The 22,152-nt window shown below is 70.7% G+C and carries 22 protein-coding genes and 1 tRNA gene; 10 read left to right on the forward strand and 13 right to left on the reverse strand.

The features are described from left to right. Positions 1-53: 53 nt before the first annotated feature. The 3 genes from IOD14_RS40510 to IOD14_RS40520 are packed head-to-tail and all read right to left on the reverse strand — an operon-like array spanning position 54 to position 3,402. On the reverse strand, positions 54-938 hold the full coding sequence (locus IOD14_RS40510; RefSeq protein WP_123989853.1) for an SDR family oxidoreductase: 885 nt from the start codon (positions 936-938) through the stop codon (positions 54-56). Next, positions 935-1,852 carry an alpha/beta hydrolase gene (locus tag IOD14_RS40515; protein ID WP_212672880.1) on the reverse strand — a complete coding sequence of 306 codons (918 nt, stop codon included), beginning with the start codon at positions 1,850-1,852 and terminating at the stop codon, positions 935-937. Before IOD14_RS40515 ends, IOD14_RS40510 begins: the two co-directional genes overlap by 4 nt. After that, entirely contained in the window at positions 1,849-3,402 is a 1,554-nt protein-coding gene (locus IOD14_RS40520) for an NAD(P)/FAD-dependent oxidoreductase (protein ID WP_212672881.1), read from the reverse strand. The genes IOD14_RS40515 and IOD14_RS40520 overlap by 4 nt, the downstream gene beginning before the upstream one ends. Before the next feature lie 129 nt (positions 3,403-3,531). Here IOD14_RS40520 and IOD14_RS40525 point away from each other — a divergent pair, with 129 nt between their 5' ends. Next, the gene (locus IOD14_RS40525; protein ID WP_123989856.1) at positions 3,532-4,176 is read left to right on the forward strand and encodes a MerR family transcriptional regulator; all 645 of its coding nucleotides are present in this window, start codon (positions 3,532-3,534) and stop codon (positions 4,174-4,176) included. Here IOD14_RS40525 and IOD14_RS40530 read toward each other — a convergent pair. Next, on the reverse strand, positions 4,173-4,976 hold the full coding sequence (locus tag IOD14_RS40530) for an exodeoxyribonuclease III (RefSeq protein WP_174269156.1): 804 nt from the start codon (positions 4,974-4,976) through the stop codon (positions 4,173-4,175). The genes IOD14_RS40525 and IOD14_RS40530 overlap by 4 nt on opposite strands. Positions 4,977-5,005: 29 nt before the next feature. Here IOD14_RS40530 and IOD14_RS40535 point away from each other — a divergent pair, with 29 nt between their 5' ends. Beyond that, on the forward strand, positions 5,006-5,482 hold the full coding sequence (locus tag IOD14_RS40535; protein ID WP_123989858.1) for a GNAT family N-acetyltransferase: 477 nt from the start codon (positions 5,006-5,008) through the stop codon (positions 5,480-5,482). Between the two features lie 60 nt (positions 5,483-5,542). Here the strand turns inward: IOD14_RS40535 and IOD14_RS40540 are convergent. From IOD14_RS40540 to galU, 7 genes are all read right to left on the reverse strand, one after another. Beyond that, positions 5,543-5,616 (reverse strand) — tRNA-Ala (locus tag IOD14_RS40540). Positions 5,617-5,705: 89 nt separating this feature from the next. Further along, positions 5,706-6,977: a gephyrin-like molybdotransferase receptor GlpR gene (glpR, locus tag IOD14_RS40545; protein ID WP_123989859.1), complete on the reverse strand. Its 1,272-nt coding sequence runs from the start codon at positions 6,975-6,977 to the stop codon at positions 5,706-5,708. Between the two features lie 197 nt (positions 6,978-7,174). Then, positions 7,175-7,813, reverse strand: coding sequence for a GNAT family protein (locus IOD14_RS40550; protein WP_123989860.1), 639 nt, complete (start codon positions 7,811-7,813; stop codon positions 7,175-7,177). Continuing rightward, a complete protein-coding gene (locus IOD14_RS40555; RefSeq protein WP_212672882.1) occupies positions 7,810-8,352 on the reverse strand; it encodes a MogA/MoaB family molybdenum cofactor biosynthesis protein in 543 nt (180 codons plus the stop codon). The genes IOD14_RS40550 and IOD14_RS40555 overlap by 4 nt, the downstream gene beginning before the upstream one ends. Next, a complete protein-coding gene (gene moaC, locus IOD14_RS40560) occupies positions 8,349-8,828 on the reverse strand; it encodes a cyclic pyranopterin monophosphate synthase MoaC (protein ID WP_020137770.1) in 480 nt (159 codons plus the stop codon). Before moaC ends, IOD14_RS40555 begins: the two co-directional genes overlap by 4 nt. A 62-nt stretch (positions 8,829-8,890) precedes the next feature. Next, positions 8,891-10,213: a gephyrin-like molybdotransferase Glp gene (gene glp, locus IOD14_RS40565; protein ID WP_123989862.1), complete on the reverse strand. Its 1,323-nt coding sequence runs from the start codon at positions 10,211-10,213 to the stop codon at positions 8,891-8,893. A 4-nt stretch (positions 10,214-10,217) separates the two neighbouring features. Further along, complete coding sequence (gene galU / locus IOD14_RS40570) at positions 10,218-11,120, reverse strand: UTP--glucose-1-phosphate uridylyltransferase GalU (RefSeq protein ID WP_123989863.1); 903 nt, start codon at positions 11,118-11,120, stop codon at positions 10,218-10,220. Between the two features lie 92 nt (positions 11,121-11,212). Here galU and IOD14_RS40575 point away from each other — a divergent pair, with 92 nt between their 5' ends. Beyond that, positions 11,213-11,836: a 5-formyltetrahydrofolate cyclo-ligase gene (locus IOD14_RS40575; protein ID WP_212672883.1), complete on the forward strand. Its 624-nt coding sequence runs from the start codon at positions 11,213-11,215 to the stop codon at positions 11,834-11,836. A 44-nt stretch (positions 11,837-11,880) separates the two neighbouring features. On the opposite strand, the gene IOD14_RS40580 is transcribed toward IOD14_RS40575, so the two are convergent. Then, positions 11,881-14,718, reverse strand: coding sequence for a penicillin acylase family protein (locus tag IOD14_RS40580; protein WP_212672884.1), 2,838 nt, complete (start codon positions 14,716-14,718; stop codon positions 11,881-11,883). A 242-nt stretch (positions 14,719-14,960) separates the two neighbouring features. Here IOD14_RS40580 and IOD14_RS40585 point away from each other — a divergent pair, with 242 nt between their 5' ends. From IOD14_RS40585 to mscL, 6 genes are all read left to right on the forward strand, one after another. Further along, a complete protein-coding gene (locus IOD14_RS40585; RefSeq protein WP_123989866.1) occupies positions 14,961-16,496 on the forward strand; it encodes a potassium/proton antiporter in 1,536 nt (511 codons plus the stop codon). A 208-nt stretch (positions 16,497-16,704) separates the two neighbouring features. Continuing rightward, on the forward strand, positions 16,705-17,970 hold the full coding sequence (locus IOD14_RS40590; RefSeq protein WP_212672885.1) for an MFS transporter: 1,266 nt from the start codon (positions 16,705-16,707) through the stop codon (positions 17,968-17,970). A gap of 67 nt (positions 17,971-18,037) precedes the next feature. After that, the gene (locus IOD14_RS40595) at positions 18,038-18,367 is read left to right on the forward strand and encodes an FmdB family zinc ribbon protein (protein WP_123989868.1); all 330 of its coding nucleotides are present in this window, start codon (positions 18,038-18,040) and stop codon (positions 18,365-18,367) included. A gap of 100 nt (positions 18,368-18,467) precedes the next feature. Further along, positions 18,468-19,301 carry an S-methyl-5'-thioadenosine phosphorylase gene (locus IOD14_RS40600; RefSeq protein WP_123989869.1) on the forward strand — a complete coding sequence of 278 codons (834 nt, stop codon included), beginning with the start codon at positions 18,468-18,470 and terminating at the stop codon, positions 19,299-19,301. Between the two features lie 133 nt (positions 19,302-19,434). Continuing rightward, positions 19,435-19,971 (forward strand): hypothetical protein, encoded by a 537-nt coding sequence (locus IOD14_RS40605; RefSeq protein WP_212673503.1) that lies wholly within the window; start codon positions 19,435-19,437, stop codon positions 19,969-19,971. Positions 19,972-20,109: 138 nt separating this feature from the next. Next, positions 20,110-20,565, forward strand: coding sequence for a large conductance mechanosensitive channel protein MscL (mscL, locus tag IOD14_RS40610; protein WP_123989870.1), 456 nt, complete (start codon positions 20,110-20,112; stop codon positions 20,563-20,565). Between the two features lie 22 nt (positions 20,566-20,587). On the opposite strand, the gene IOD14_RS40615 is transcribed toward mscL, so the two are convergent. After that, on the reverse strand, positions 20,588-20,770 hold the full coding sequence (locus IOD14_RS40615; RefSeq protein ID WP_123989871.1) for a hypothetical protein: 183 nt from the start codon (positions 20,768-20,770) through the stop codon (positions 20,588-20,590). A 162-nt stretch (positions 20,771-20,932) separates the two neighbouring features. Between IOD14_RS40615 and IOD14_RS40620 the strand changes: the two genes are divergently transcribed. After that, positions 20,933-22,132 carry a low temperature requirement protein A gene (locus IOD14_RS40620; protein WP_212672886.1) on the forward strand — a complete coding sequence of 400 codons (1,200 nt, stop codon included), beginning with the start codon at positions 20,933-20,935 and terminating at the stop codon, positions 22,130-22,132. The last annotated feature ends 20 nt before the right edge of the window (positions 22,133-22,152 follow it).

Genomic DNA, 22,152 nt, shown 5'->3' on the forward strand with positions numbered 1-22,152 from the left:
CCTGGCCGGGGCCTCGACCAGATTCACACGCCCGGACAAAGAACGCATTTCGATCAACTACGGTGCGTAGCGCGCGCTTCCTCATCCGCCGCCCCACCTGCACCGACGAGTCCCACCCGCATGCCCTCCAACCGCTCCCCGAACCGCCGCATCTCCCGCTGCCCGACGGTCCCGATGAGCCCCGGCAGATACCCGCGCATCCCCTGCATCCCGCGCAGCCACCCCTGCCCGTACACATGGCTCGACCGCCGCTCGATCCCGGCCACGATCCGCTCCACCGCGGGCCCCAGCGGATAGGTCTTGTTGGCCGGCCACGGCAGCCGCTGCCTGAGCTCCCGCATGACGTCGTCCTGGTCGGCCCCGCGCACCATGTCGGTGTCGGTCCACGACAGATACCCGACCCCGACCCGCACGCCCTTGTGCCCGACCTCGGCCCGCAGGCTGTGCGCGAACGCCTCCACACCGGACTTGGACGCGCAGTACGCGGTCATCATCGGCGCCGGGGTGATCGCGGCGAGGGAGGCGATCTGGAGCAGATAGCCCCGGCTCTCCATCAGCACCGGAAGGAACGCCCGGGCGGTGACGGCCGATCCGATGAGGTTGACCTCGATCACCCGCCGCCACGCCTCGGGATCGGAGTCGACGAAGGGTCCGCCGGTCGCGACCCCCGCGTTGGCGACCACGATGTCGACCTTCCCGAACCGCTCCTTCACCTCCCCCGCCACCCGTGCCATCGCCTCGTGGTCCGTCACGTCGGCGTACCAGTGGTCGCTGTCGCCGTGCAGCCGCCCGGACAGCTGCTTGAGCGCGTCCGCCTCCAGGCCGACCAGCGCGACCTTCGCCCCGCGCGCCGACAGCTTGCGGGCGAGCAGCTCGCCCACGCCCCGCGCGGCCCCCGTGACGACCGCCACCTGTCCTTCGAGTCCGACCCTGCTCATGCGCCCTCCTTGACCTGGACGTAGGTGGTGACGAGTTCCCGGATCCGCGCGCTGACCAGTTCGGGCGCCTCGACCGGTGTCATGTGGCCGAGACCCGGCAGTTCGGTGACCCCGAGGCAGTGGGGCAGCGCGGCGGCCAACTGGTGTGCGTGCACGGGCGGGGTGAGCCGGTCCGCGGTACCGACGACGACGGCCGTGGGCACGGTGAGCTGCCGTACGCCGTGGTCGAGATCGAGCAGATCGAGGACCTGCGACCAGGCGTGGCGCACCTTGCGCGGGCACGCATGCACGATCCGCGCGCACGCCTCCACCATGTGCGGGGCCGAACCGGGGCCCATCGTCCCGTACTTGAGGATGCGCCGGGCCAGCGGTGTGACCGGCCCGAGCGGCGCGCGCGCCCCGAGGACGTGCCGGGTCAGCCAGGTCCGCAGCCGGCCGGCCCGGATCGGCACGACGGTCGACTCGGCGACCAGCCGCGACGAACCGGTGCTGCACAGCAGGACGGCCGCCGCGTGTCTGCGGAACCCCGGGCGCCCGGCCGCGGCCATGACCGTCATCCCGCCCATGGAGTGACCGACGACCACCGCCTTCTCGTCGGCCGCGAGGGTCGCTTCCAGTACGGTTTCGAGGTCGTCGGCGAGCCCGTCCGCACTGCACGCCGGGCTCGCCGGACTGCGTCCGTGGCCGCGCTGGTCGTAGGCGATGACCCGGTGGTCGACGGAGAGTTCGCGGATCTGGGCGGCCCAGAAGGCGGTGGAACAGGTCCAGCCGTGGGCGAGCACGACGGGCGGCGCGCCCTCGGCCCCGTGCACCTCCACGTGCAGGGACGCTCCGTCGGCGGAGAGGGCGGTGAGTTCACGCGCCGGGGCGGGCGGGGCGTACGGCCCGGAGACGACATGCGCGGTGCGGCTCATACGGCGGCCTCCGCGCTCTCGTCGGCGACCTTGCTGCCCTTGCTGCTGCCACTACTGCCGCTGCTGCCGCTGTCCCGCTCGGCGGGCCGCAGCACCTCGTACTCGGCGAGGTCCACCCGCCGGGTCGCGCTCCGGAACTCGCTCGTCGTACCGGGCCAGACCGTGCTGTTGCGCCCGTTCGCGTCCAGGTACCAGCTGGTGCAGCCGCCGGTGTTCCACACCGTGCGCTTCATGCGCTCCTGCACCCGGTGGTTCCAGTCCCGCACGGCGGAGGGCCGGGCGTCGAGGGCCACGCGGCCGCCGAGGACGTCGAGCTGCCGTACGTAGTCGGCCAGGTAGTTCAGCTGGGACTCGATCATCAGGATCATCGAGGAGTTCCCGAGGCCGGTGTTGGGCCCGATGATGCTCATCCAGTTCGGGAAGCCGGCGGCGGAGGCACCGCGCAGCGCCTCCATCCCGCCCTTCCACGCCTCGGCGAGCGTCCGCCCGTCCGCGCCGACGACCCGGTCGGCGATGGGCATGTCGGTGACGTGGAAGCCCGTGCCGAAGACGATCGCGTCGACCTGGGCCTCGGTGCCGTCGGCGGCGACGAGCGTCGACCCCTCGACACGGCTGAGCCCGCTGGCGACGACGTCCACGTTCGGCTGGGCGAGCGCCGGGTAGTAGGTGCTGCTCAGCAGGATCCGCTTGCAGCCGATGCGGTAGTCGGGGGTGAGCCTGGCGCGCAGCGCCGGGTCCTTGATGGCGCGGGCCATGTTGCGCTTGGCCAGCTGCTCCACCGCGCCGAGCTCATTGGGGTGCTTGGTGAACGCCTGGACCTGCAACTCCCTGATGCCCCACAGCAGTCCGCGCCGGGCCTGGGCGGTGAAGGGCAGCTGCCGGTGCAGCCAGCGCTCGGCGCCGCTGATCGCCCGGTCCATGCGGGGCATCACCCAGGGCGGGGTGCGCTGGAAGAGCGTGACGTTCCGGGCCAGCGGCTGGATGGCCGGGACGATCTGGATGGCCGAGGCCCCCGTCCCGATCATGGCGACGCGCTTGTCGCGCAGGTCGTAGTCGTGGTCCCAGCGGGCGGAGTGGAAGACCTTGCCCGGGAAGGAGTCCAGCCCCGGAATGTCGGGGATCTTCGGATCGGACAGCGGCCCGGTGGCGGAGACGACGAGGTCGGCCGTCAGGGAGCCGCTCGCGGTCTCGATGTCCCACCGCAGCTTCTCGCTGTCCCAGGTCATCCGCCGCACCTCGGAGTTGAGGCGGATGTGCGGGCGGAGGCCGAAGACGTCCGTCACATGCTCCAGATAGGCGCGGATGTGCTCCTGCCCGGAGAAGGTGCGCGGCCAGTCGGGGTTCGGCGCGAAGGAGAAGGAATACAGATGGGACGGCACGTCGCACGCACAGCCCGGATAACTGTTGTCCCGCCAGGTGCCGCCGACGCTGTCGGCCCGCTCCAGCACGACGAAGTCGGTGACGCCCTCCCGCCGCAGCCGGACGGCGGCCCCCAGCCCACCGAACCCGGACCCGACCACCGCCACCCGCACATGCTCGTGTTCGGCCATGCCGAAGCCCTTCCCTCCACGACTCCGCCAGTGAACACTGGCGCAATGGGAGGGTAGAGCAGGCTCCGTACCGATGGGTAGGGGTCGGGGGGAAGGAAACTTACCCGGGGTACGACATAAAGTTCGGGCGTGACGGAGAAGCGCGAGTACCGCATGGAGGAACTGGCCCGCCTGGCCGGCATCACAGTGCGCACCCTGCGCTTCTACCGCGAACGCAAGCTCATCCCGCCGCCCCGCCGCGAGGGCCGTATCGCCTGGTACGACGACCACCACCTGGCCCGTCTGCGCACCATCGCGGCTCTCCTGGAGCGCGGCCACACCCTCACCGGCATCGCGGAACTCGCCGAGGCCCTCGACCACGGGCGCGATGTCGCCGACGTCCTGGGGGTGACACCTCCGACAGAGGAGGAACCGGTCCGCCTCACCCCCGAGGAACTCGCCGCCCGCTTCGAGGGCGAAGTCACCGCGGAGAACCTCGCGGCCGCCCTCGACCTCGGCTACCTGGGCACCGACGGCGACGAGATCGTCCACATCAGCCGCCGCCTCCTGGACGTCTCCTCCGCCCTGGTCCGCGAGGGCATCCCTCTCGCCGAGGTCCTCGCAGCCGGCGAACAGGTCCGCGAACACGTCGACGCCCTGGCCGAGATGTTCGCCGAACTGGTCCTCCGTCACGCAAGCGAGAACGACCTCCACCGCCTGCGCCCCCTGGCCCGCAGCGTGGTGGAGGCGGAACTCTCACTGGCACTGGACCGGCGGTTGCGGAAGCGGGACTAGAGGTCGTAGACGACCGTCACGGGCGCGTGGTCCGACCAGCGCTCGGCGTGCGTGGCCGCGCGCTCGACGTACCCCTTGACGGCCTTGGCGGCCAGCCCGGGCGTGGCGAGCTCGTAGTCGATGCGCCATCCCGAGTCGTTGTCGAACGCCCGCCCCCGGTACGACCACCACGAGTACGGCCCCGCCACGTCCGGATGCAGAGACCGTACGACGTCGACGTAGCCGCCGTCGGTGGGGTCCAGGACACGGCTCAGCCAGGCCCGCTCCTCCGGCAGGAAGCCGGAGCTCTTCTGGTTGGCGCGCCAGTTCTTGAGGTCGGCCTGCTGGTGGGCGATGTTCCAGTCGCCGCAGACGACGACTTCACGGCCGTCGGCGGCGGAGCGCGCCCGCAGGTCCTTCAGGTACGCGAGGAACTCGTCCATGAAGCGGACCTTCTCGTCCTGCCTCGCGGTGCCCACCTCGCCGGAGGGCAGGTAGAGGGAGGCGACGGTGACGCCGGGCAGGTCGGCCTCGACGTAGCGCCCGCTGGTGTCGAACTCGGCCGACCCGAAGCCGATCCGGACGCGGTCGGGCTCACGGCGGGTGTAGAGGGAGACACCGGCCCGCCCCTTGGCGGCGGCGGGCGCGTGCACGACGTGCCAGCCCTCGGGAGCCCGGACGCTCTCGGGCAGCTGCTGCGGCTCGGCACGCACCTCCTGCAGGCACAGCACATCGGCGGAGGTGTCCGCGAGCCACTCCACGAAGCCCTTCTTCGCGGCGGCACGCAGCCCGTTCACATTGGCGGAGGTCACAGTGAGCACCCCGGCACGATACCGGCACACTGGAGGGCATGATGATCCGCCGTGTCCCCTTCGACCACCCCGACGCCGTGAAGCTCAACGACCAGGTCCAGGCCGAGTACCACGTCCGCTACGGCGACGGCGGCGACGCCACCGAGCTGGCCCCGACGGACTTCGAGCACCCGAACGGCGTGTATCTGATCGCGTACGACGCGAGGGACAGCCCCGTCGCCACGGGCGGCTGGCGCGCCCGGGACACCAACGGCGAGGGCAACCTGGACGGTGACGCCGAGCTCAAGCGCATGTACGTGATCGAGGAGATGCGCGGCCGCGGTCTCGCCCGCCGTGTCCTGTCCGCCCTGGAGGACGACGCCCGCGCGGCCGGCCGCCTGCGCATGGTCCTGGAGACCGGCATCAAGCAGCCGGAGGCCATCGCCCTCTACACGTCCAGCGGCTACGAACCCTGCGTGAAGTTCGGCTACTACCGCTTCCACGAGGACAGCCGCTGCTACGCCAAGGCGCTGTGAGAGGGCCCTCCACATGGCAGAAGACCCGCTCCTGAATCAGGAGCGGGTCTTCATGATGCGTGGACCTGAGGGGATTTGAACCCCTGGCCCCCTCGATGCGAACGAGGTGCGCTACCGGACTGCGCCACAGGCCCTTGCAACGAGTGAAACTCTAGCATCCCCGTCCGGGTGCTTGGAAATCCGTTCCCGGCTGGTCAGGGCGCGGTGATCCCGGCGCCGTTGCTCACTCGTTGGCCGCGCGCGGCCGGTCGCCTTCCTCGTACTGGTCGAAGAGCGGCGTACGGCCGCGCTCGCGTGCCCGGCGTGCGGAGGCGGCGCGACGGGCGTCGGTGCGGCCGTCCGCCGCGGGCCTGTCCTCCGCGTCGGCGGACCCGTCCTCCGATCCCCCGTCCTCCGCGACGGGCGTCGCCTCGTGGCCGGTCTGCTCGGGGGCCACGGCACTGGACCGGGCCGAGCTCCACGCGTCCGGCGCCCCGAGGTCCACGTCCGCGGTGGCCCGCGGAGCGACCGGCGCGGTCACGTACGTCGGCAACGGCACCGGAACCGGGTCCCAGCTGTCCCCGTGCCCCGGCCTGCGCTGCCGCTCGCGCTGCTGGTCGACCCACTCGGCGTGATCGGTCTGCTCGACGAGGGCGCGCCGGTCGGCGGCGAGTGCCGAGAGCCCGGGATCGGTCTCGGTCCCTGGTCCCTCGTCCGGTTCGTCGGCGTCCGCGCCGGTGCTCACGGAGGCGCGCCGGCGCGGCTGGCGGGCACGCTCCCGCAGGTGCTGCGCGGCGGCCTCGGCCCGGCGTCGGTCCATCTGGTAGGCGAAGCGTCGGCGTTCCTGGGAGCGCAGGTAGGCGATGTACGCGCTGAGCATCACGGCGGGCACGCCGGGCGCCCACAGGAAGGCCAGTCCACCGACGGCGGCGACGATCGCGCCGAGCGTGAAGGCCAGGAAGAGCATCACCGTCGTACGCCGTCGGCGCGCGAGCACCTTGGTACGCCGGGCGCGGGCCGCGGCCGCCTCGGCGGCGGCCGTGCGCCGCGGGGCGGGGGCGTGTGCCTGGCCGGTGGACGCGGGTGTCTGCTTGCGCGTCGGCGCGCCGCCGTGTTCGGCGGCGGGCGTGCTCGTTTTCGCGCGTGCCGGGTCGCCGTGCCCTGCTTCCCGCGCGGGCTCGCGGGTCGCCTCCCGGCGTTCCGAAGCCGACGGCTGGACCGTCGCCTGGGTCTGCGGACGGGTCGGAGGCATGGCGAAGGCCCGGACGTCCACCGAGTCGGTGACGGCATCCGGTTCGTCGGCGCCGTGCTCCCCCTCGTCGGTGGAGCGCGCGCGCAGGTCCTTGGCGTAACGACGCTCCATGCCCGCCCGTCCGGACAGCAACCGGATGGCGGTGCTGAAGCGTTCCGTCGGACGGGCCTCGTTCAGCTCGTCCTGCCTACGGAGCCACATCGGCACCAAGTAGGCGGCCCAGGCCCCGACAATGACTGCGTAGATGAGGCCGCTGCTGCTCACGCCTCACACGGTAGAGGGGTTTGCGTGAGGCCATCTGCCAATTGCGCCGGTGTGTCGCACGATCTGGCTGATATTTCGAGCTTTTTTTGTGACCGATCCGATCAGCAGGCCGCCTCAGTCGCGAATTCAATGCCCTGAGACGGTCATGCACCGATCATTTTCGAACACTTATTCAATTTCCGGGTCTCGGTCATCGGCTATGCGGGATTGTCGTGCGGCGTACCACTGGAGCGTGCCCGCTGCCAGCGCCTCAGCAACCCGTCGGGCACCTCTTCCGCGGTGAGCGCGAACACGAGATGGTCCCGCCAGGCCCCGTCGATGTGGAGATAGCGGGGCCGCAGCCCCTCCTCGCGGAATCCGAGTTTCTCCACGACCCGTCGGCTGGGTCCGTTCTCGGGGCGAATGCAGACCTCGATGCGGTGCAGCCCCACGGTTCGGAAACAGTGGTCCACGACAAGGGCCACAGCGGTCGGCATGACTCCGCGCCCGGCGACCGACTGGTCCACCCAGTAGCCGACATGTCCCGAGCACATCGAGCCCCAGGTGATCCCGGCGACCGTCAACTGCCCGACCAGCTGGCCCCGGTACTCGATGACGAACGGCAGCATCCGGCCCGCGTTCGCCTCGGACCTGAGGTGGCGGACCATCTGGCGGTAGGTCGGCCGGTGTGCGATCGGGCCGCTCGGGGTGGGCGGCGGGATGGTCGCCTCCCAGGGGCGCAGCCAGTCCCGGTTGCGCCGGTTGACCTCGCGCCACACCCGCTGGTCACGCATCTTTATCGGCCTCAGGACGACATCGCCGTCCGCCAGTACGACGGGCCAGGACGGGCTGTTCAGCTCGCACCCCCAGTGCCGGCGCCGGGTCTTGGGTGGTCGCCGCCGCGGAGCTGGTCGACGGCGTGGGTCAACAGGGGCTCCAGGACGGCCAGTCCGTCCTTCACCCCGCCACTGGAACCCGGCAGGTTGACGATCAGCGTGCGTCCCGCCACCCCGGCCAGGCCCCGGGAGAGCACGGCGGTAGGCACCTTCTCCCGTCCGAACGCCCGGATGGCCTCCGCGATGCCCGGCACCTCGTGGTCGATCACCGCGCGGGTCGCCTCGGGGGTGCGGTCGGTGGGCGAGATGCCGGTGCCGCCGGTGGTGACGATGACGTCGTACCCGGCTCGCGCGCCCGCGCGCAGGGCGGCTTCCACGGGGTCGCCGTCGGGCACGACCTGCGGCCCGTCGACCGCGAAGCCGAAGCGCTTGAGGCCGTCGGCGACCATCGGGCCGCCCTTGTCCTCGTAGACACCGGCGGCGGCCCGGTTGGAGGCGGTGACGACCAGGGCGCTGTACGGCGCGAGGAGCGCGCCGCCGGTCGATCCGTCGGCCGTCACGACCGGCTCCAGTCGCCCGACTTGCCGCCCGTCTTCTCCTCCACCCGTACGTCCGTGATGACCGCTCCCTTGTCGACCGCCTTGACCATGTCGATCACGGTGAGCGCGGCGACGGAGACCGCCGTGAGGGCCTCCATCTCGACACCCGTGCGGTCCGTGGTCTTCACGGTGGCCAGGATCTCCACGGCGTCGTCCGCGACCGACAGATCCAGTTTCACACCCGACACCGACAAGGGGTGGCACAGCGGGATCAGGTCCGGGGTGCGTTTGGCGCCCATGATGCCCGCGATCCGCGCGGTGGCCAGGGCGTCGCCCTTGGGGACGCCCTCGCCGCGCAGCAGCTCGATCACCCGGGGCGACACGAGGACACGTCCACTCGCGCGCGCGGTGCGGGCGGTGACGTCCTTGCCGGAGACATCGACCATGCGGGCGGCTCCCGCCTCGTCGATGTGTGTCAGTCGGTCCTGCGTACTCATGGTTGTGCGGCGCTCCCGGTCCGGCCTGTTGTGCGCGACACGGTACCGCCAACCAGAGGTGCTCAGCCGAGCAGGACCACTTCGACCTCGGCGCCGGGCTCGACGGACTCCACGTCCTCCGGTACGACGATCAGTGCGTCCGCCTGCGCGAGGGCGGCCACCAGATGGGAACCGGCGCCGCCGACCGGGCTGACCGAGCCGTCGGCGTACGCACCGCGCAGGAACTGCCTGCGGCCCTTGGGCGAGGTCAGTGCCTTGTCCGCGGTCAGGGTGGCGCGGGTCCGCGGCCGGTGGATGTCGTCGAGTCCCATGAGGGTGCGGATGGCGGGGCGCACGAACAGCTCGAAGGAGACGTACGACGACACGGGGTTGCCCGGCAGGGCCAGCAGCGGGGTGTGGTCGGGGCCGACGGAGCCGAAGCCCTGGGGCTTGCCGGGTTGCATGGCGAGCTTGCGGAAGTCGACGCCGCTGCCCGGTTCGTCCTCGTCGGCGACGGAGGACAGCGCCTCCTTGACGACGTCGTACGCGCCGACGCTCACACCGCCCGTGGTGACCATGAGGTCGGCGCGGACGAGCTGGTCCTCGATGGTGGAGCGCAGGGTCTCGGCGTCGTCGGCCACGGCGCCCACACGGTAGGCGATGGCGCCGGCGTCCCGGGCGGCCGCGGTGAGGGCGAAGCTGTTGGAGTCGTAGATCTGGCCGGTGCCGAGGCTCTCGTCGGGCTGGACGAGTTCGCTGCCGGTGGACATGACGACCACGCGCGGGCGCGGGCGTACGCGTACGGTGCCGCGGCCGATCGCGGCGAGCAGGGCGATCTGCGGTGGGCCGAGGACGGTGCCGGCGTCCAGGGCGCGGTCGCCTGCCCGTACGTCGCTGCCCTTGGCGCGCACATGCGCGCGTGCCTCGGCGGGCCGGTACACATGGACGTGTCCCTCGGCGCCCTCGGGGGCGAGGCTGCGGGCGCGCATCCCGCTGACCGGGCCCTCGCCGAGGCCTCCGTCGGTCCATTCGACGGGGACGACGGTCTCGGCGCCGGGCGGCAGCGGGGCACCGGTCATGATGCGGGCGGCCTGCCCCGGGCCGACGTGCAGCAGCTGCGCCTCGCCGGCCGCGACGTCCCCGACGACGTCGAGGACGGCCGGGAACTCCTCGCTCGCGCCCGCCACGTCCGCGACCCGCACCGCGTACCCGTCCATGGAGCTGTTGTCGAACGGGGGCAGGGACACCGGGACCGTGACGTCCTCGACCAGGACGCAGCCCTGGGCGTCGAGCAGTTGCAGCTCGATGGGTTCCAGGGGGCGGACGGTCGCGAGGATGTCCTCCAGGTGTTCGTCCACCGACCAGAGGTGGTCCTGGTCGGCGGGGCGGGGCGCGGCGCTGCTCAAATGCCTACATCTCCTCGGCTACGTAACTGCGAAGCCAGGTCCGGAAGTCCGGGCCCAGGTCTTCACGTTCGCACGCGAGTCTGACAATGGCACGCAGATAGTCGCCGCGGTCGCCGGTGTCATAGCGGCGGCCCTTGAAGACGACGCCGTGCACCGGGCCGCCGACCTTCTCGTCCTGGGCGAGCTGCTGGAGGGCGTCGGTGAGCTGGATCTCGTTGCCCCGGCCCGGCTCGGTCTTGCGGAGTATGTCGAAGATGTGCGGGTCGAGGACGTAGCGGCCGATGACCGCGTAGTTCGACGGGGCGTCGGCCGCGTCCGGCTTCTCGACGAGGCCGCTGACCTTGACGACGTCGCTGTCCTCGGTCTCCTCGACGACGGCACAGCCGTAGAGGTGGATCTGCTCGGGCGCGACCTCCATGAGCGCGATGACGCTGCCGCCGTGCTGCTCCTGGACCTCGATCATCCGCTTGAGGAGCGGGTCGCGGGCGTCGATCAGGTCGTCGCCGAGGAGGACGGCGAAGGGCTCGTGGCCCACGTGGGGGGCCGCGCACAGGACGGCGTGACCGAGGCCGCGGGGGTCGCCCTGGCGCACGTAGTGCATGGTGGCGAGGTCGCTGGACTCCTGGACCTTGGCGAGCCGGCCGGCGTCGCCCTTCTTCTGAAGAGCGGACTCGAGCTCGTAGTTGCGGTCGAAGTGGTCCTCCAGGGGGCGCTTGTTGCGTCCCGTGATCATGAGGACGTCGTCGAGGCCCGCCGAGACGGCCTCCTCGACCACGTACTGGATCGCCGGCTTGTCGACCACCGGCAGCATCTCCTTGGGAGTGGCCTTGGTTGCCGGCAGGAAGCGGGTACCGAGCCCGGCTGCCGGAATGACAGCCTTGCTGATCCGAGGGTGCGACTGAGTCATGTCCGCAACCCTATCCGGTGCCTTTGCCTGGAATCTGGGGCTCCGGTTAATAAGCTCTTATATGAGCGTATTGGAAGGGTACGGGTGCAGATTTGAGTCACGTCGGACGTCCCAGCGAGCCTGACAAGCGAACGTTGCGCCGAGAGTACCTGGCGGTGAGGAACAGGTTGACGGCCGATGACGTGCGGGAAGCGGCTTCCGCGCTGGCCGGCCGTGCTCTTGGGCTGCCCGAACTGGCGCGTGCGCGCACGGTGGCGGCGTACGTCTCCGTCGGGAGCGAACCCGGCACGCTCACGCTCCTGGACGCGCTGCGCGAGCGGGGCGTGCGCGTCCTGCTGCCCGCGCTGCTGCCGGACAACGATCTGGACTGGGCCGCCTACACCGGCGAGGGCTCCCTCACGCGCGTCCAACACGGCGGAAAAATGACCCTCTTCGAACCCTCCGGCGAGCATCTGGGCCCGGACGCGGTGACCGGTGCCGACGTCGTGCTGCTGCCGGGCCTGGCGGTGGACGGGCGAGGGATGCGCCTGGGGCGCGGCGGGGGGTCGTACGACCGGGTGCTCGCGCGCCTGGAGCGCGCGGGCGCACGACCGGCGCTGGTGGTGCTCCTGTACGACGCCGAGGTCGTCGCGCATGTGCCGGAGGAGGCGCACGACCGGCCGGTGCACGCCGTGGTGACGCCGTCGGGCGTGCGCCGCTTCCAGGGCCCGGAATGAGGAAGGGCCCCTCCACACGCGTGTGGAGGGGCCCTTCCTGAGCGCTACGGCTTCAGGACCAGGGTGTCGGATGTGCTCTTGTCGACGGCCTGGTCGGAGAACGCCCAGTCCAGCAGTTCGCCCTTGGCCCACTTGCCGGTCTGGTCGGTGTAGTGCGCGCTGTAGGCGTGCCCCGAGGCGCCGGTGAGGTTGATCCACTTCGACTTGTCGAGGTCACCGAGGTTGACCACCATGCGCATCGACGGCACCCAGACGACGCCGTAGCCGCCCGCGGCGTTCCAGCCGGTCGCGTTGACCGTCGCCTCACCGCCGCTCAGCTTCCAGGGGCCGCGGTTGAGCATGTACTGGAGGAAGCCGGGGCCCTCGACGCCCAGCGTCTGGTTCTTCAGGAACAGGCGGTGCAGCCGGCCCCAGCTCCAGGTGTCGATGTCCTTGCCGAGCTTGGCGGTCAGCTCCCAGCGGGCGTCGATCATGGCGCGCTTGAACAGCTCGTCGCGGTTGGTGGCCGCGGGACGGTCGCCGATGCCCTTCGGGGTCTGCCACCAGTCGCTGTTGGGGTCGTCCATGAGCTTGCGCACGACCTCGAACCAGCGGTCGCCGCCGTCGGGCTGCGCCTGGTCGGCGTCGCGCTGGCCGCACTCGCGGACCTTGTCCGTCTGGTCGGCGGGCCCGGTGGTGTTGACGGGGTCCACCCACAGGCACTGGCCCTTGACCCGCAGCTCCTTGGGCAGCTTGTTGCCGAAGGCGAGCTTGAGGATGTTGCGCCAAACGGCGTTGAAGTAGGCGGCCGCGGCCGAGTCGGCGTCCTGGGTGTAGTCCCAGCCCTCCAGGAGCTCCTGGGCCTGACGGACGTCCTTGTCGGCGACGTCGATCTTCAGCAGCTTGGGCACCAGCAGCTTGGCGATCTCGCTGCTGTTGTCGAGCTGCATCTGGCGCATGTCGTCGGTGGAGATCTTGCCGCCGCCCTTGATCTTCTGCTCGATCAGGTCGGTGATGCGCTGGCTGCGGGTGCCGTAGCCCCAGTCCGTGGTGAGCGTGTAGGGGTACTTGTCCTTGTCGATCACGGCCTGGTTGGCGGTGACGATGTAGCCGCGCTCCGGGTTGTACTCGTAGGGCAGTTCGTCCTGCTCGATGTACTTGCCGGTCCAGCGGTACTTGGGGTCCCAGCCCGGGGCCGGGATGGCGCCGGTGTCGCCCTTCGCGCGGATCGGGATACGGCCGGGCAGCGTGTAGCCGATGTTCTCGGAGTCGGCGTAGACGAGGTTCTGCGAGGGCACGTCGAACAGGGCCGCCGCCTCGCGGAACTCGCTCCAGTTCGACGCCCTGTCCATCGCGAACACGGCGTCCATGGAGGTGCCGGGGTCGAGCGCGGTCCAGCGCAGGGCGACGCCGTAGCCGTCGCCGCGGTCGGGGGCCGCGTTGTCGACGGTGGCCTTCTTGCCGACCTTCACGAGTTCGTCGTAGCGGTCGGAGAGCAGGGGGCCGTTGTTCGTCTCCCGGACGACGATCTTCTTGGACGCGCCGCCGGCGACCTTGATGGTCTCCTCGCGCGTGATGAAGGGCTTGGTCTTGCCGTCGTAGAGGTAGCCGTCGCCGGAGAGCTTCTCCAGGTAGAGGTCGGTGACGTCGACGCCGGAGTTCGTCATGCCCCAGGCGATCTTCGCGTTGTGGCCGATGATCACGCCGGGCATGCCCGCGAAGGTGTAGCCGGAGACGTCGTACTGGCACTTGCTGGAGACGGTCCGGCAGTGCAGGCCCATCTGGTACCAGACGGACGGCAGCGAGGCGGACAGGTGCGGGTCGTTGGCGAGCAGGGGCTTGCCGGTGATGGTGTGCGAGCCGGCCACGACCCAGGAGTTGGAGCCGATGCCCTGGCCGTTGACCCCGACGGCCGTGGGGACGTCGTCCAGGACGTTGTAGAGGCCCGAGAGCTGGCTCTGGAGGGCCGAGGCGGTCGAGGCCGACGTGCCCGTCGCGGTGCCGCTCGTGGACGTTCCCGAGCCGCTCGTGGAGGTGCCGGTGCCGCCGGTGGACGTTCCCGAGCCGCTGGTGGACGTTCCCGTGCCGGACAGGCCGTTGTCCTCGGAGCTGCCGTTCTGCTCGAAGGTCTGGGTCAGCTCGTTGTACTGGCCCTCCTGGACGATCGCCTGGTTACGGCTGTACGGGTAGTCCGGGTACAGGTCGGCGATCTGCTTCGGGCCGAGGCGGCTGGTCATCAGGGCGCGGTCGATCTCGTCCTGCATGTTGCCGCGCAGGTCCCAGGCCATCGCCTTCAGCCACGCGAGCGAGTCGACCGGGGTCCACTTCTCGGGCTTGTAGTCGTTCTCGAAGCCGAGCGCCGCGTACTCCAGGGAGATGTCCTTGCCGCTCCTGCCCTGGAGGTAGGCGTTGACCCCCTTGGCGTAGGCCTGGAGATACTTCTTGGTGGAGGCCGACAGCTTGGTGTCGTACTCCTTCTTCGCGACCCGGTCCCAGCCCAGCGTGCGCAGGAACTCGTCGTCCTCGACCTGGCCCTTGCCGAACATCTCCGACAGTCGACCGGAGGTCATGTGCCGGCGCACGTCCATCTCGTAGAACCGGTCCTGCGCCTGCACATAGCCCTGCGCCATGAACAGGTCCGCGTCGGTGGAGGCATAGATCTGCGGGATGCCGTAACCGTCGCGCTTGACGTCCACGGGGCCCGACAGTCCTTCGAGCTCGATCGAACCCTTGGTCTGCGGGAAGGACGCGCGGACCGTGCTCACCGACCAGTACCCGCCGAAGGCGAGACCGCCGATGACGGCCAGTACGAGCACGAGAACGACCAGGCGGGCTCTGCGCCCCTTCTTCCTGCCGGACTTGCCGGGCTTCTGACCCGATGAGGCGGTGGTGGTGGGGGGCATCGCTGTCCTTGCTGTCCTAACGCGAGCGGCAGGGCGGGCTGTGCTGGCGACTGAGCGCTGGAGCAACCATAGGCGCAGGGCCTAGGCGGACTTGACGCGGAGTGGGGAACGAACGCGGACGAGCGTTCGATCTCACCTCGCGAAGCGTCAAGAAATCGTCAAGAGTTAGGTAAGGTAACGAAGTACTTGGATGCGGAGCTCCCTCACTTCGTGTCCTATGTACGTGAGCTCACGCGCGCGTGATGCGGGTGAGCCAGGGAAGGGAACGGCCGCTGACTGTCCACCACCTCAACCAGCTCCTGCTCGTCTGCTCGCTCGTCCTGCTCGTCGCCGTGGCAGCGGTCCGGATCTCCTCGCGCAGCGGGCTCCCCAGCCTGCTCGTGTACCTGGGGATCGGCATCGCCATGGGCCAGGACGGCATCGGCGACATCCACTTCGACAACGCCGAACTGACCCAGGTCATCGGGTACGCGGCCCTGGTCGTGATCCTGGCCGAGGGCGGCCTCGGCACGAAGTGGAAGGAGATCAAGCCGGCCCTGCCGGCGGCCACGGTGCTGGCGCTGGGCGGGGTCGCGGTGAGCGTCGGGGTCACGGCGACGGCCGCGCACTACCTGATCGGCCTCGAATGGCGCCAGGCCCTCATCATCGGCGCGGTCGTCTCCTCGACGGACGCGGCGGCGGTCTTCTCGGTGCTGCGCAAGATCCCCCTGCCCGCGCGCGTGACGGGCACGCTGGAGGCCGAGTCCGGCTTCAACGACGCCCCCGTGGTCATCCTGGTGGTCGCCTTCTCCCAGACCGGCCCGGTCGAGCACTGGTACACGCTGATCGCCGAGATAACCCTCGAGCTGGCCATCGGTGCCGCCATCGGCATCGCGGTGGGCTGGCTGGGCTCCTGGGGGCTCAGGCACGTCGCCCTGCCCGCCTCCGGCCTCTACCCGATCGCGGTCATGGCGATCGCCGTCACCGCGTACGCGGCGGGCGCGCTGGCGCACGGCAGCGGGTTCCTCGCCGTCTATCTCGCCTCCATGGCGATGGGCAACGCCAAGCTGCCGCACTGGCCGGCCACCCGCGGTTTCGCCGACGGGCTCGGCTGGATCGCCCAGATCGGCATGTTCGTCCTGCTCGGCCTGCTGGTCACCCCGCACGAGCTGGGCGACGACGTCCTGCCCGGGCTCGTCATCGGGCTGGTGCTGACCATGGTGGCGCGGCCGCTGAGCGTCTTCCTGTGCCTGACGCCGTTCCGGGTGCCGTGGCAGGAGCAGACCCTCATGTCCTGGGCCGGACTACGGGGCGCCGTGCCCATCATCCTGGCGACCATCCCCATGGTGAGCGGTGTCGAGGGCAGCCGTCGCGTCTTCAACATCGTCTTCGTCCTGGTCGTCGTCTACACCCTGGTGCAGGGTCCGACGCTGCCCTGGCTGGCGCGCAAGCTGCGCCTGGGCGGGGACTCCGAGGCCGCCGACCTCGGCATCGAGTCGGCGCCCCTGGAGCGGCTGCGCGGGCACCTGCTGTCCGTCGCGATCCCCGAGGGCTCCCGGATGCACGGCGTCGAGGTCAACGAGCTGCGGCTGCCCGCCGGAGCCGCGGTCACCCTGGTCGTCCGCGACGAAAAATCGTTCGTTCCGCTGCCCACGACGGTGCTGCGGCGCGGGGACGAACTGCTCGTCGTCGCCACCGACCCGGTCCGCGACGCCGCCGAACGACGGCTGCGCGCGGTGGGCCACGGCGGCAAGCTGGCCGACTGGCTGGGCACGGGCGGCAACGGCGGCGCACGTTAAGAGCGTGTTTCGCGCCCCCTGTACGATGGGGGCGCACTCCTGATCGAACCAACTCTGCCTGACGCAGAGCTGGCGCGACCGTATGGCGGCCGGGACGTCCCTCGTGACGTGGTCTTCGGCATCTACCGCAGTCCGCGCAAGAGGACAGCTCTCGGCGCCCCCTTCATGCCAAGGGGCCGCGCTACCAGGCGGCAGAAAGGCACGGGCCGTGGCATCCACGGTCACCTCCTCCCGCCCGGGATACGGGCAGCTGCTGCGTACCCGCGGCGCCTGGACGTTCCTGCTCCCCGGCTTCGCGGCACGCCAGCCGTTCGCGATGCTCACCCTCTCCCTCGTGCTGCTCGTGCAGCACACCACCGGCTCCTACGGCGCGGCGGGCGCCGTCGCGGCCGTCACCGGCGTCTCCATGGCGCTGTTCGCGCCCTGGAGCGGCCGTCTCGCGGACCGCCACGGGCAGCGTGCCGTGCTGGTCCCCGGTGTCCTGCTGCACACCCTGGCGGGCCTGTCCCTGACCGCCCTCGCCCTCGCGCACGCGCCCTTGTGGGCCCTGTTCGCGGCGGCCGTGCCCACGGGCGCCTCGGTGCCGCAGATCGGGCCCATGGTGCGTGCCCGCTGGGGCGTGAAGCTCCAGGACTCGCCCCTGATGACCACGGCGGCGGCCTTCGAGTCCGTCACGGACGAGCTGACCTTCGTCTTCGGCCCGCTGCTGGCCACCGCCCTGTGCACCGCCGTCCACCCCGCCGCCGGCCTGTTGACGGAGGCGTCGCTGACGCTGTTCGGCGGCCTGCTGTTCGCCGCGCAGAAGAGCACGCAGCCCTCCGTCGCTCTCGCGGAGCACATGCGCGTGGAGCGCACCTCGGCGCTGCGCGTCCCCGGCGTGCGCGTCCTGATCGTGACCTTCCTGGGCATCGGTTCCGTCTTCGGGGGCATGCAGGTCTCCCTGGCCGCGTTCAGCGAGTCGATCGGCGAGCCCGGTCTGAACGGTGTCCTGTACGGCGTCTTCGCCGCGGGCAACATGCTCTCCGGGCTGGTCTGCGGGGCCATCGCCTGGAAGGTGGCCCCCCACCGGCGCCTGCTCGTCGGCTACGGCGCCCTCGCGCTGACGGCCTCCGGCCTGTGGGCCGCGCACTCGGTGCTGGTCCTGGCCGGCCTCGGCCTCCTGGTCGGCATGTGCATCGCGCCCGCCCTGATCACCGGATACACCCTGGTGGAGAACCTGGTCCCGGCCGGCGCCCGCACCGAGGCCTTCACCTGGCTGACCGGAGCGGTGGCCCTCGGCCAGGCGGCCGCCGTCACGGTCGCCGGGCAGCTGGAGGACCGCTTCTGGGGCGGGGCCGGATTCCTGGTCCCGATGGGTGGCACTCTGCTCGCGCTGGCGACCTTGGTGGCCCTGCGGTCCCACCTGGTGGCGCGGCCCCGCGGCCGGACCGTCGCACGTGGCATCGGTCACCGAGTGCCGGTGGCAGTGGACTGATCCTCGGGAATACGTCACTATGGACCCTCGTTAGCACTCATTGAGTGAGAGTGCCAGGAGGAAGACAGTGCCCACCTACCAGTACCAGTGCACCGAGTGCGGCGAGGGCCTCGAGGCGGTGCAGAAGTTCACCGACGACGCTCTGACCGAGTGCCCCAACTGCCAGGGTCGCCTCAAGAAGGTGTTCTCCGCGGTGGGCATCGTCTTCAAGGGCTCCGGCTTCTACCGCAACGACAGCCGCGGCTCCTCGTCGAGCAGCTCGCCGGCGTCGTCGTCCTCGAAGCCGTCGACGTCCACCTCGTCGACCGACTCGAAGTCGTCCTCCTCGGACGCGAAGTCGTCGAGCTCGAAGTCGTCGAGCTCGGGCACCTCGTCGAGCAGCAGCTCCGCCGCATAGGTCTCACTTCCGAAACCCTGCCGTCGTACCGGACGGCAGGGTTCTTGGTGTACCCGGAGCCGCTCGCCGCGGCATTTCGGGGCCGGATACTGTGCTGCTCATGGCGAACGCAGAGATCGGCGTAATCGGCGGTTCGGGCTTCTACTCGTTCCTCGACGACGTGACCGAGGTACAGGTGGACACCCCCTACGGGCCGCCCAGCGACTCCCTGTTCCTCGGCGAGGTCGCCGGCCGGCGGGTCGCCTTCCTGCCCCGGCACGGACGCGGCCACCATCTGCCGCCCCACCGGATCAACTACCGGGCCAACCTGTGGGCGCTCAGGTCGGTGGGGGCACGGCAGATCCTCGGCCCGTGCGCGGTGGGCGGGCTGCGTCCCGAGTACGGGCCGGGCACGCTGCTCGTGCCGGACCAGCTGGTCGACCGTACGAAGTCCCGGGCCGCGACCTACTTCGACGGGCTGCCGCTGCCGGACGGCACCGTGCCCAACGTGGTGCACGTGTCCCTGGCCGACCCGTACTGCCCCGTCGGGCGGGCGGCCGCGCTGAAGGCGGCCCGCGGACGCGACTGGGAGGCGGTGGACGGCGGCACGCTCGTCGTGGTCGAGGGTCCGCGGTTCTCCACCCGCGCCGAATCGTTGTGGCACCAGGCGCAGGGCTGGTCGGTGGTGGGCATGACCGGCCATCCCGAGGCGTCCCTCGCCCGTGAACTGGAGCTCTGCTACACGTCGTTGACCCTGGTCACCGATCTCGACGCGGGTGCCGAGACCGGTGAGGGCGTCTCGCACGACGAGGTGCTGCGGGTGTTCGCGGCGAACGTGGACCGGCTGCGCGGCGTGCTGTTCGACGCGGTGGCGGCGCTGCCTTCCAGCGGGGAGCGGGAGTGCCTGTGCGTGAACGCGCTGGGCGGGATGGATCCGGGGTTCGAACTGCCGTAGCGGCTGCGGAAGTCCTCGTTCGGGTGGGGGAGTTCTCCACAACCCGTGGGTGGTCCACCGGTGTCGGCGGGATCCGGCGCGAAGCCTCATCGTGGCATCGCAAGCCGATCTCTCGTCGCTGGTGGTGGTCCTCGTGCCCTTCGCTCCCTCCCTCTCTCCCCTCGCTCCGTACCCGCCCGGTGCGGACGCTCCCCCGACCCGCGAGGTCCCGCACTTCGCACCGGTGCGGGTGCGCGGCGGGCGATATCACCTGCGGCGGCTCGTACGGCATCGCCGACGTGCCGTGGCCGTCGGCCTGGTCGTCACCGCGGCCGCGCTGGTGGCGGCGGCCCCGCGGTACGGCGACGGGGCGCGTGGCCATCCGGTGGCCGAGTCCGTGCGGGAGCACCGGAAGGCCGCCACGGTGTCGGCACCGGTGCGGATCGCCGACGGGGAGACCGTGCGGCTGCTGCGGCCCGGCGACCGGGTCGACGTGATCGCCGCGGAGGGGCCGGCGGCGGGCGGCGGCGCGCAGGTGGTCGCGCGCGGGGCACGTGTGTCGAAGGTTCCCGCAGCGCCGGACGGCGCGGGCGACAGCGGGGCCCTGGTCGTCCTGTCGGTGCCGCGCTCCACGGCGGCACGCCTCGTCGGAGCGAGTTCCACGGCCCGGTTGGCGGTGACGCTGTGTTGATCAGCGGCGCCCCTCTGTTGCGCACTCTTGCGTCAAGTCCCCCTTTCGAGCTACCCAATTGGACAGGGTCACCTCGCGTTGACGTAGGTTGCGGAGCTGTTTGTTCCACAACCTGTGCGTGCGAGAAGAGGCCTCTAGGTGAGCGAGAAGAAGCCGAGCGTCTGGGAGGGCTTCAAGGCCTTCCTGATGCGCGGGAACGTCGTCGATCTGGCAGTCGCGGTGGTCATCGGCGCGGCCTTCACCAACATCGTGAACTCGGTGGTGAAGGGGATCATCAACCCGCTGGTGGGGGCGATCGGCACCAAGAACCTCGACCACTACAGCTCTTGTCTGAGCTCCTCGTGCAAGGGCGAGCAGGGCATCACGATCCTGTGGGGCTCGGTGCTCGGCGCCACCCTCAGCTTCGTGATCACCGCGGCCGTCGTGTACTTCCTGATGGTGCTGCCGATGGCGAAGTACCTCGCCCGGGCGGAGGCTCGCCGGAAGGCGAAGGAGAGCACCCACGAGGTCATCGAGGTGACCGAGCTGGAGGTCCTCAAGGAGATCCGCGACGCCCTGGTCGCACAGCGGGGCTCGGGCCACGACGGGCGCTAGCGAGCCGGGCCCGGCACCTCGCTCAGAGGTGGTGGGGCGGCTTCTCGTCGAGGAAGCGCTTCAGGTCGGCCGCGCTGTCGCCTTCGGTGCGCGGCCGGTCGCCCCAGCCCCGGTCGGTGTCGTCCGCGGACTGCTGGTCCAGCGGATCGTCGAAGACCAGCGCGGGCTTCGGCTCTCGGGGCTCGGGGTGGCGGGCGCTACTCATGGATCCAGGGTACGGCCCCGTCCGACGCACGCCGTGCGGCCGGCGGCCGCCCCCGCATCCCGGTCCCGGTGCCGGTCCCGGTGCCGGTCCCGGTGCGGGTGAACCGGTGCCGGTGAACACGTCCGCAAGCGTTTCCGGACGGTATCTGCTGTGCTTGGCCCCATGACGTCCCGTCCCACGCGCAGTCCACTGCGCAGACTCACCGCCCGTGGCCGCGACGAGGCCCACCGGGTCGCCTCGCCGCTGGAGCTCTTCTTCGACCTGTGCTTCGTCGTGGCCATCGCCCAGGCGGGCGTGGGCCTTGTGCACGCCGTCGCCGAGGGGCACGCCGGCGAGGGCATCCTCAACTACGCGATGCTCTTCTTCGCCATCTGGTGGGCCTGGATGAACTTCACGTGGTTCGCCTCGGCGTACGACAACGACGACGCGCTCTACCGGGTCGTGACCCTGCTGCAGATGGCCGGTGTCCTGGTGCTGGCGGCCGGGGTGTCCCGGGCGTTCGACGACCACGAGTTCCTGGCCGTGTGGCTGGGCTACGTGATCATGCGGCTGGCGCTGATCGCGCAATGGCTGCGAGTGGCGCGCTCGACGGAGGGCGCGGAGCGGACGATGGCCCTGCGATACGTGTTCGGCGTGCTGCTGTGCCAGGTCGGCTGGCTGGGACTGCTGGTGCTGCCGGAGGGCGGGCGGCCCTGGGTCTTCCTGGTGATGGCGGTGCTGGAGATGTGTGTGCCGCCGTTCGCCGAGCGGGACCATCCGACGTCGTGGCACCCGCACCACATCGCGGAACGCTACGGCCTGTTCACGATCATCGTGCTCGGCGAGACGATCGCCGCCGCCACGGTCGCGGTGAAGTCCGGCATCGACGAGAACGACGCGCTGGACGAGCTGTTGCCGATCGCCGCGGGTGGACTGCTGATCATCTTCGCCGCGTGGTGGATCTACTTCGTGGTGCCCATCCACGGCCATCTCCGCTCCAACAGACAGGCGTTCCTGTGGGGATACGGCCACTACCTGGTCTTCGCCTCGGCCGCCGCGATCGGGGCGGGCCTGGAGGTGGCCGTGGAGCAGGCCGTCGGCAAGGCGCACATCTCGACACTGGCCGCATCGGCCTCGGTGACCCTGCCGACCGCGCTCTACCTGCTCACCGTCTGGCTGCTGCACTCGCGCTACTTCAAGGTGGGCATCGCCCAGCAACTGGTGCTGCCGGTCACGGCGTTGCTGGTGATCTGCTGCACCTTCCTGGGCGACTGGGCGGTGTTCGCGGCGGGCATCGTGGCGGCGCTGGCCGTGGTGACCGGGACGACGCTGACCGCGCGGATGGCGGTGCGGGAGCGGGAGGAGGCGGTTCGGGCGGCGTGACGGCCACGGGTCCGGGGGTG

It is taken from the genome of Streptomyces sp. A2-16 (assembly GCF_018128905.1).
In the GTDB taxonomy this organism is placed as follows: Bacteria; Actinomycetota; Actinomycetes; order Streptomycetales; family Streptomycetaceae; genus Streptomyces.

Bases quoted from the DNA above. Each gene is read 5' to 3' on its own strand.
- IOD14_RS40510 (WP_123989853.1), bottom strand. From the start codon at position 938: ATGAGCAGGGTCGGACTCGAAGGACAGGTGGCGGTCGTCACGGGGGCC.
- IOD14_RS40515 (WP_212672880.1), bottom strand. From the start codon at position 1,852: ATGAGCCGCACCGCGCATGTCGTCTCCGGGCCGTACGCCCCGCCCGCC.
- IOD14_RS40520 (WP_212672881.1), bottom strand. From the start codon at position 3,402: ATGGCCGAACACGAGCATGTGCGGGTGGCGGTGGTCGGGTCCGGGTTC.
- IOD14_RS40535 (WP_123989858.1), top strand. From the start codon at position 5,006: ATGATGATCCGCCGTGTCCCCTTCGACCACCCCGACGCCGTGAAGCTC.
- moaC (WP_020137770.1), bottom strand. From the start codon at position 8,828: ATGAGTACGCAGGACCGACTGACACACATCGACGAGGCGGGAGCCGCC.
- galU (WP_123989863.1), bottom strand. From the start codon at position 11,120: ATGACTCAGTCGCACCCTCGGATCAGCAAGGCTGTCATTCCGGCAGCC.
- IOD14_RS40580 (WP_212672884.1), bottom strand. From the start codon at position 14,718: ATGCCCCCCACCACCACCGCCTCATCGGGTCAGAAGCCCGGCAAGTCC.
- IOD14_RS40585 (WP_123989866.1), top strand. From the start codon at position 14,961: ATGCGGGTGAGCCAGGGAAGGGAACGGCCGCTGACTGTCCACCACCTC.
- IOD14_RS40600 (WP_123989869.1), top strand. From the start codon at position 18,468: ATGGCGAACGCAGAGATCGGCGTAATCGGCGGTTCGGGCTTCTACTCG.
- IOD14_RS40615 (WP_123989871.1), bottom strand. From the start codon at position 20,770: ATGAGTAGCGCCCGCCACCCCGAGCCCCGAGAGCCGAAGCCCGCGCTG.
- IOD14_RS40620 (WP_212672886.1), top strand. From the start codon at position 20,933: ATGACGTCCCGTCCCACGCGCAGTCCACTGCGCAGACTCACCGCCCGT.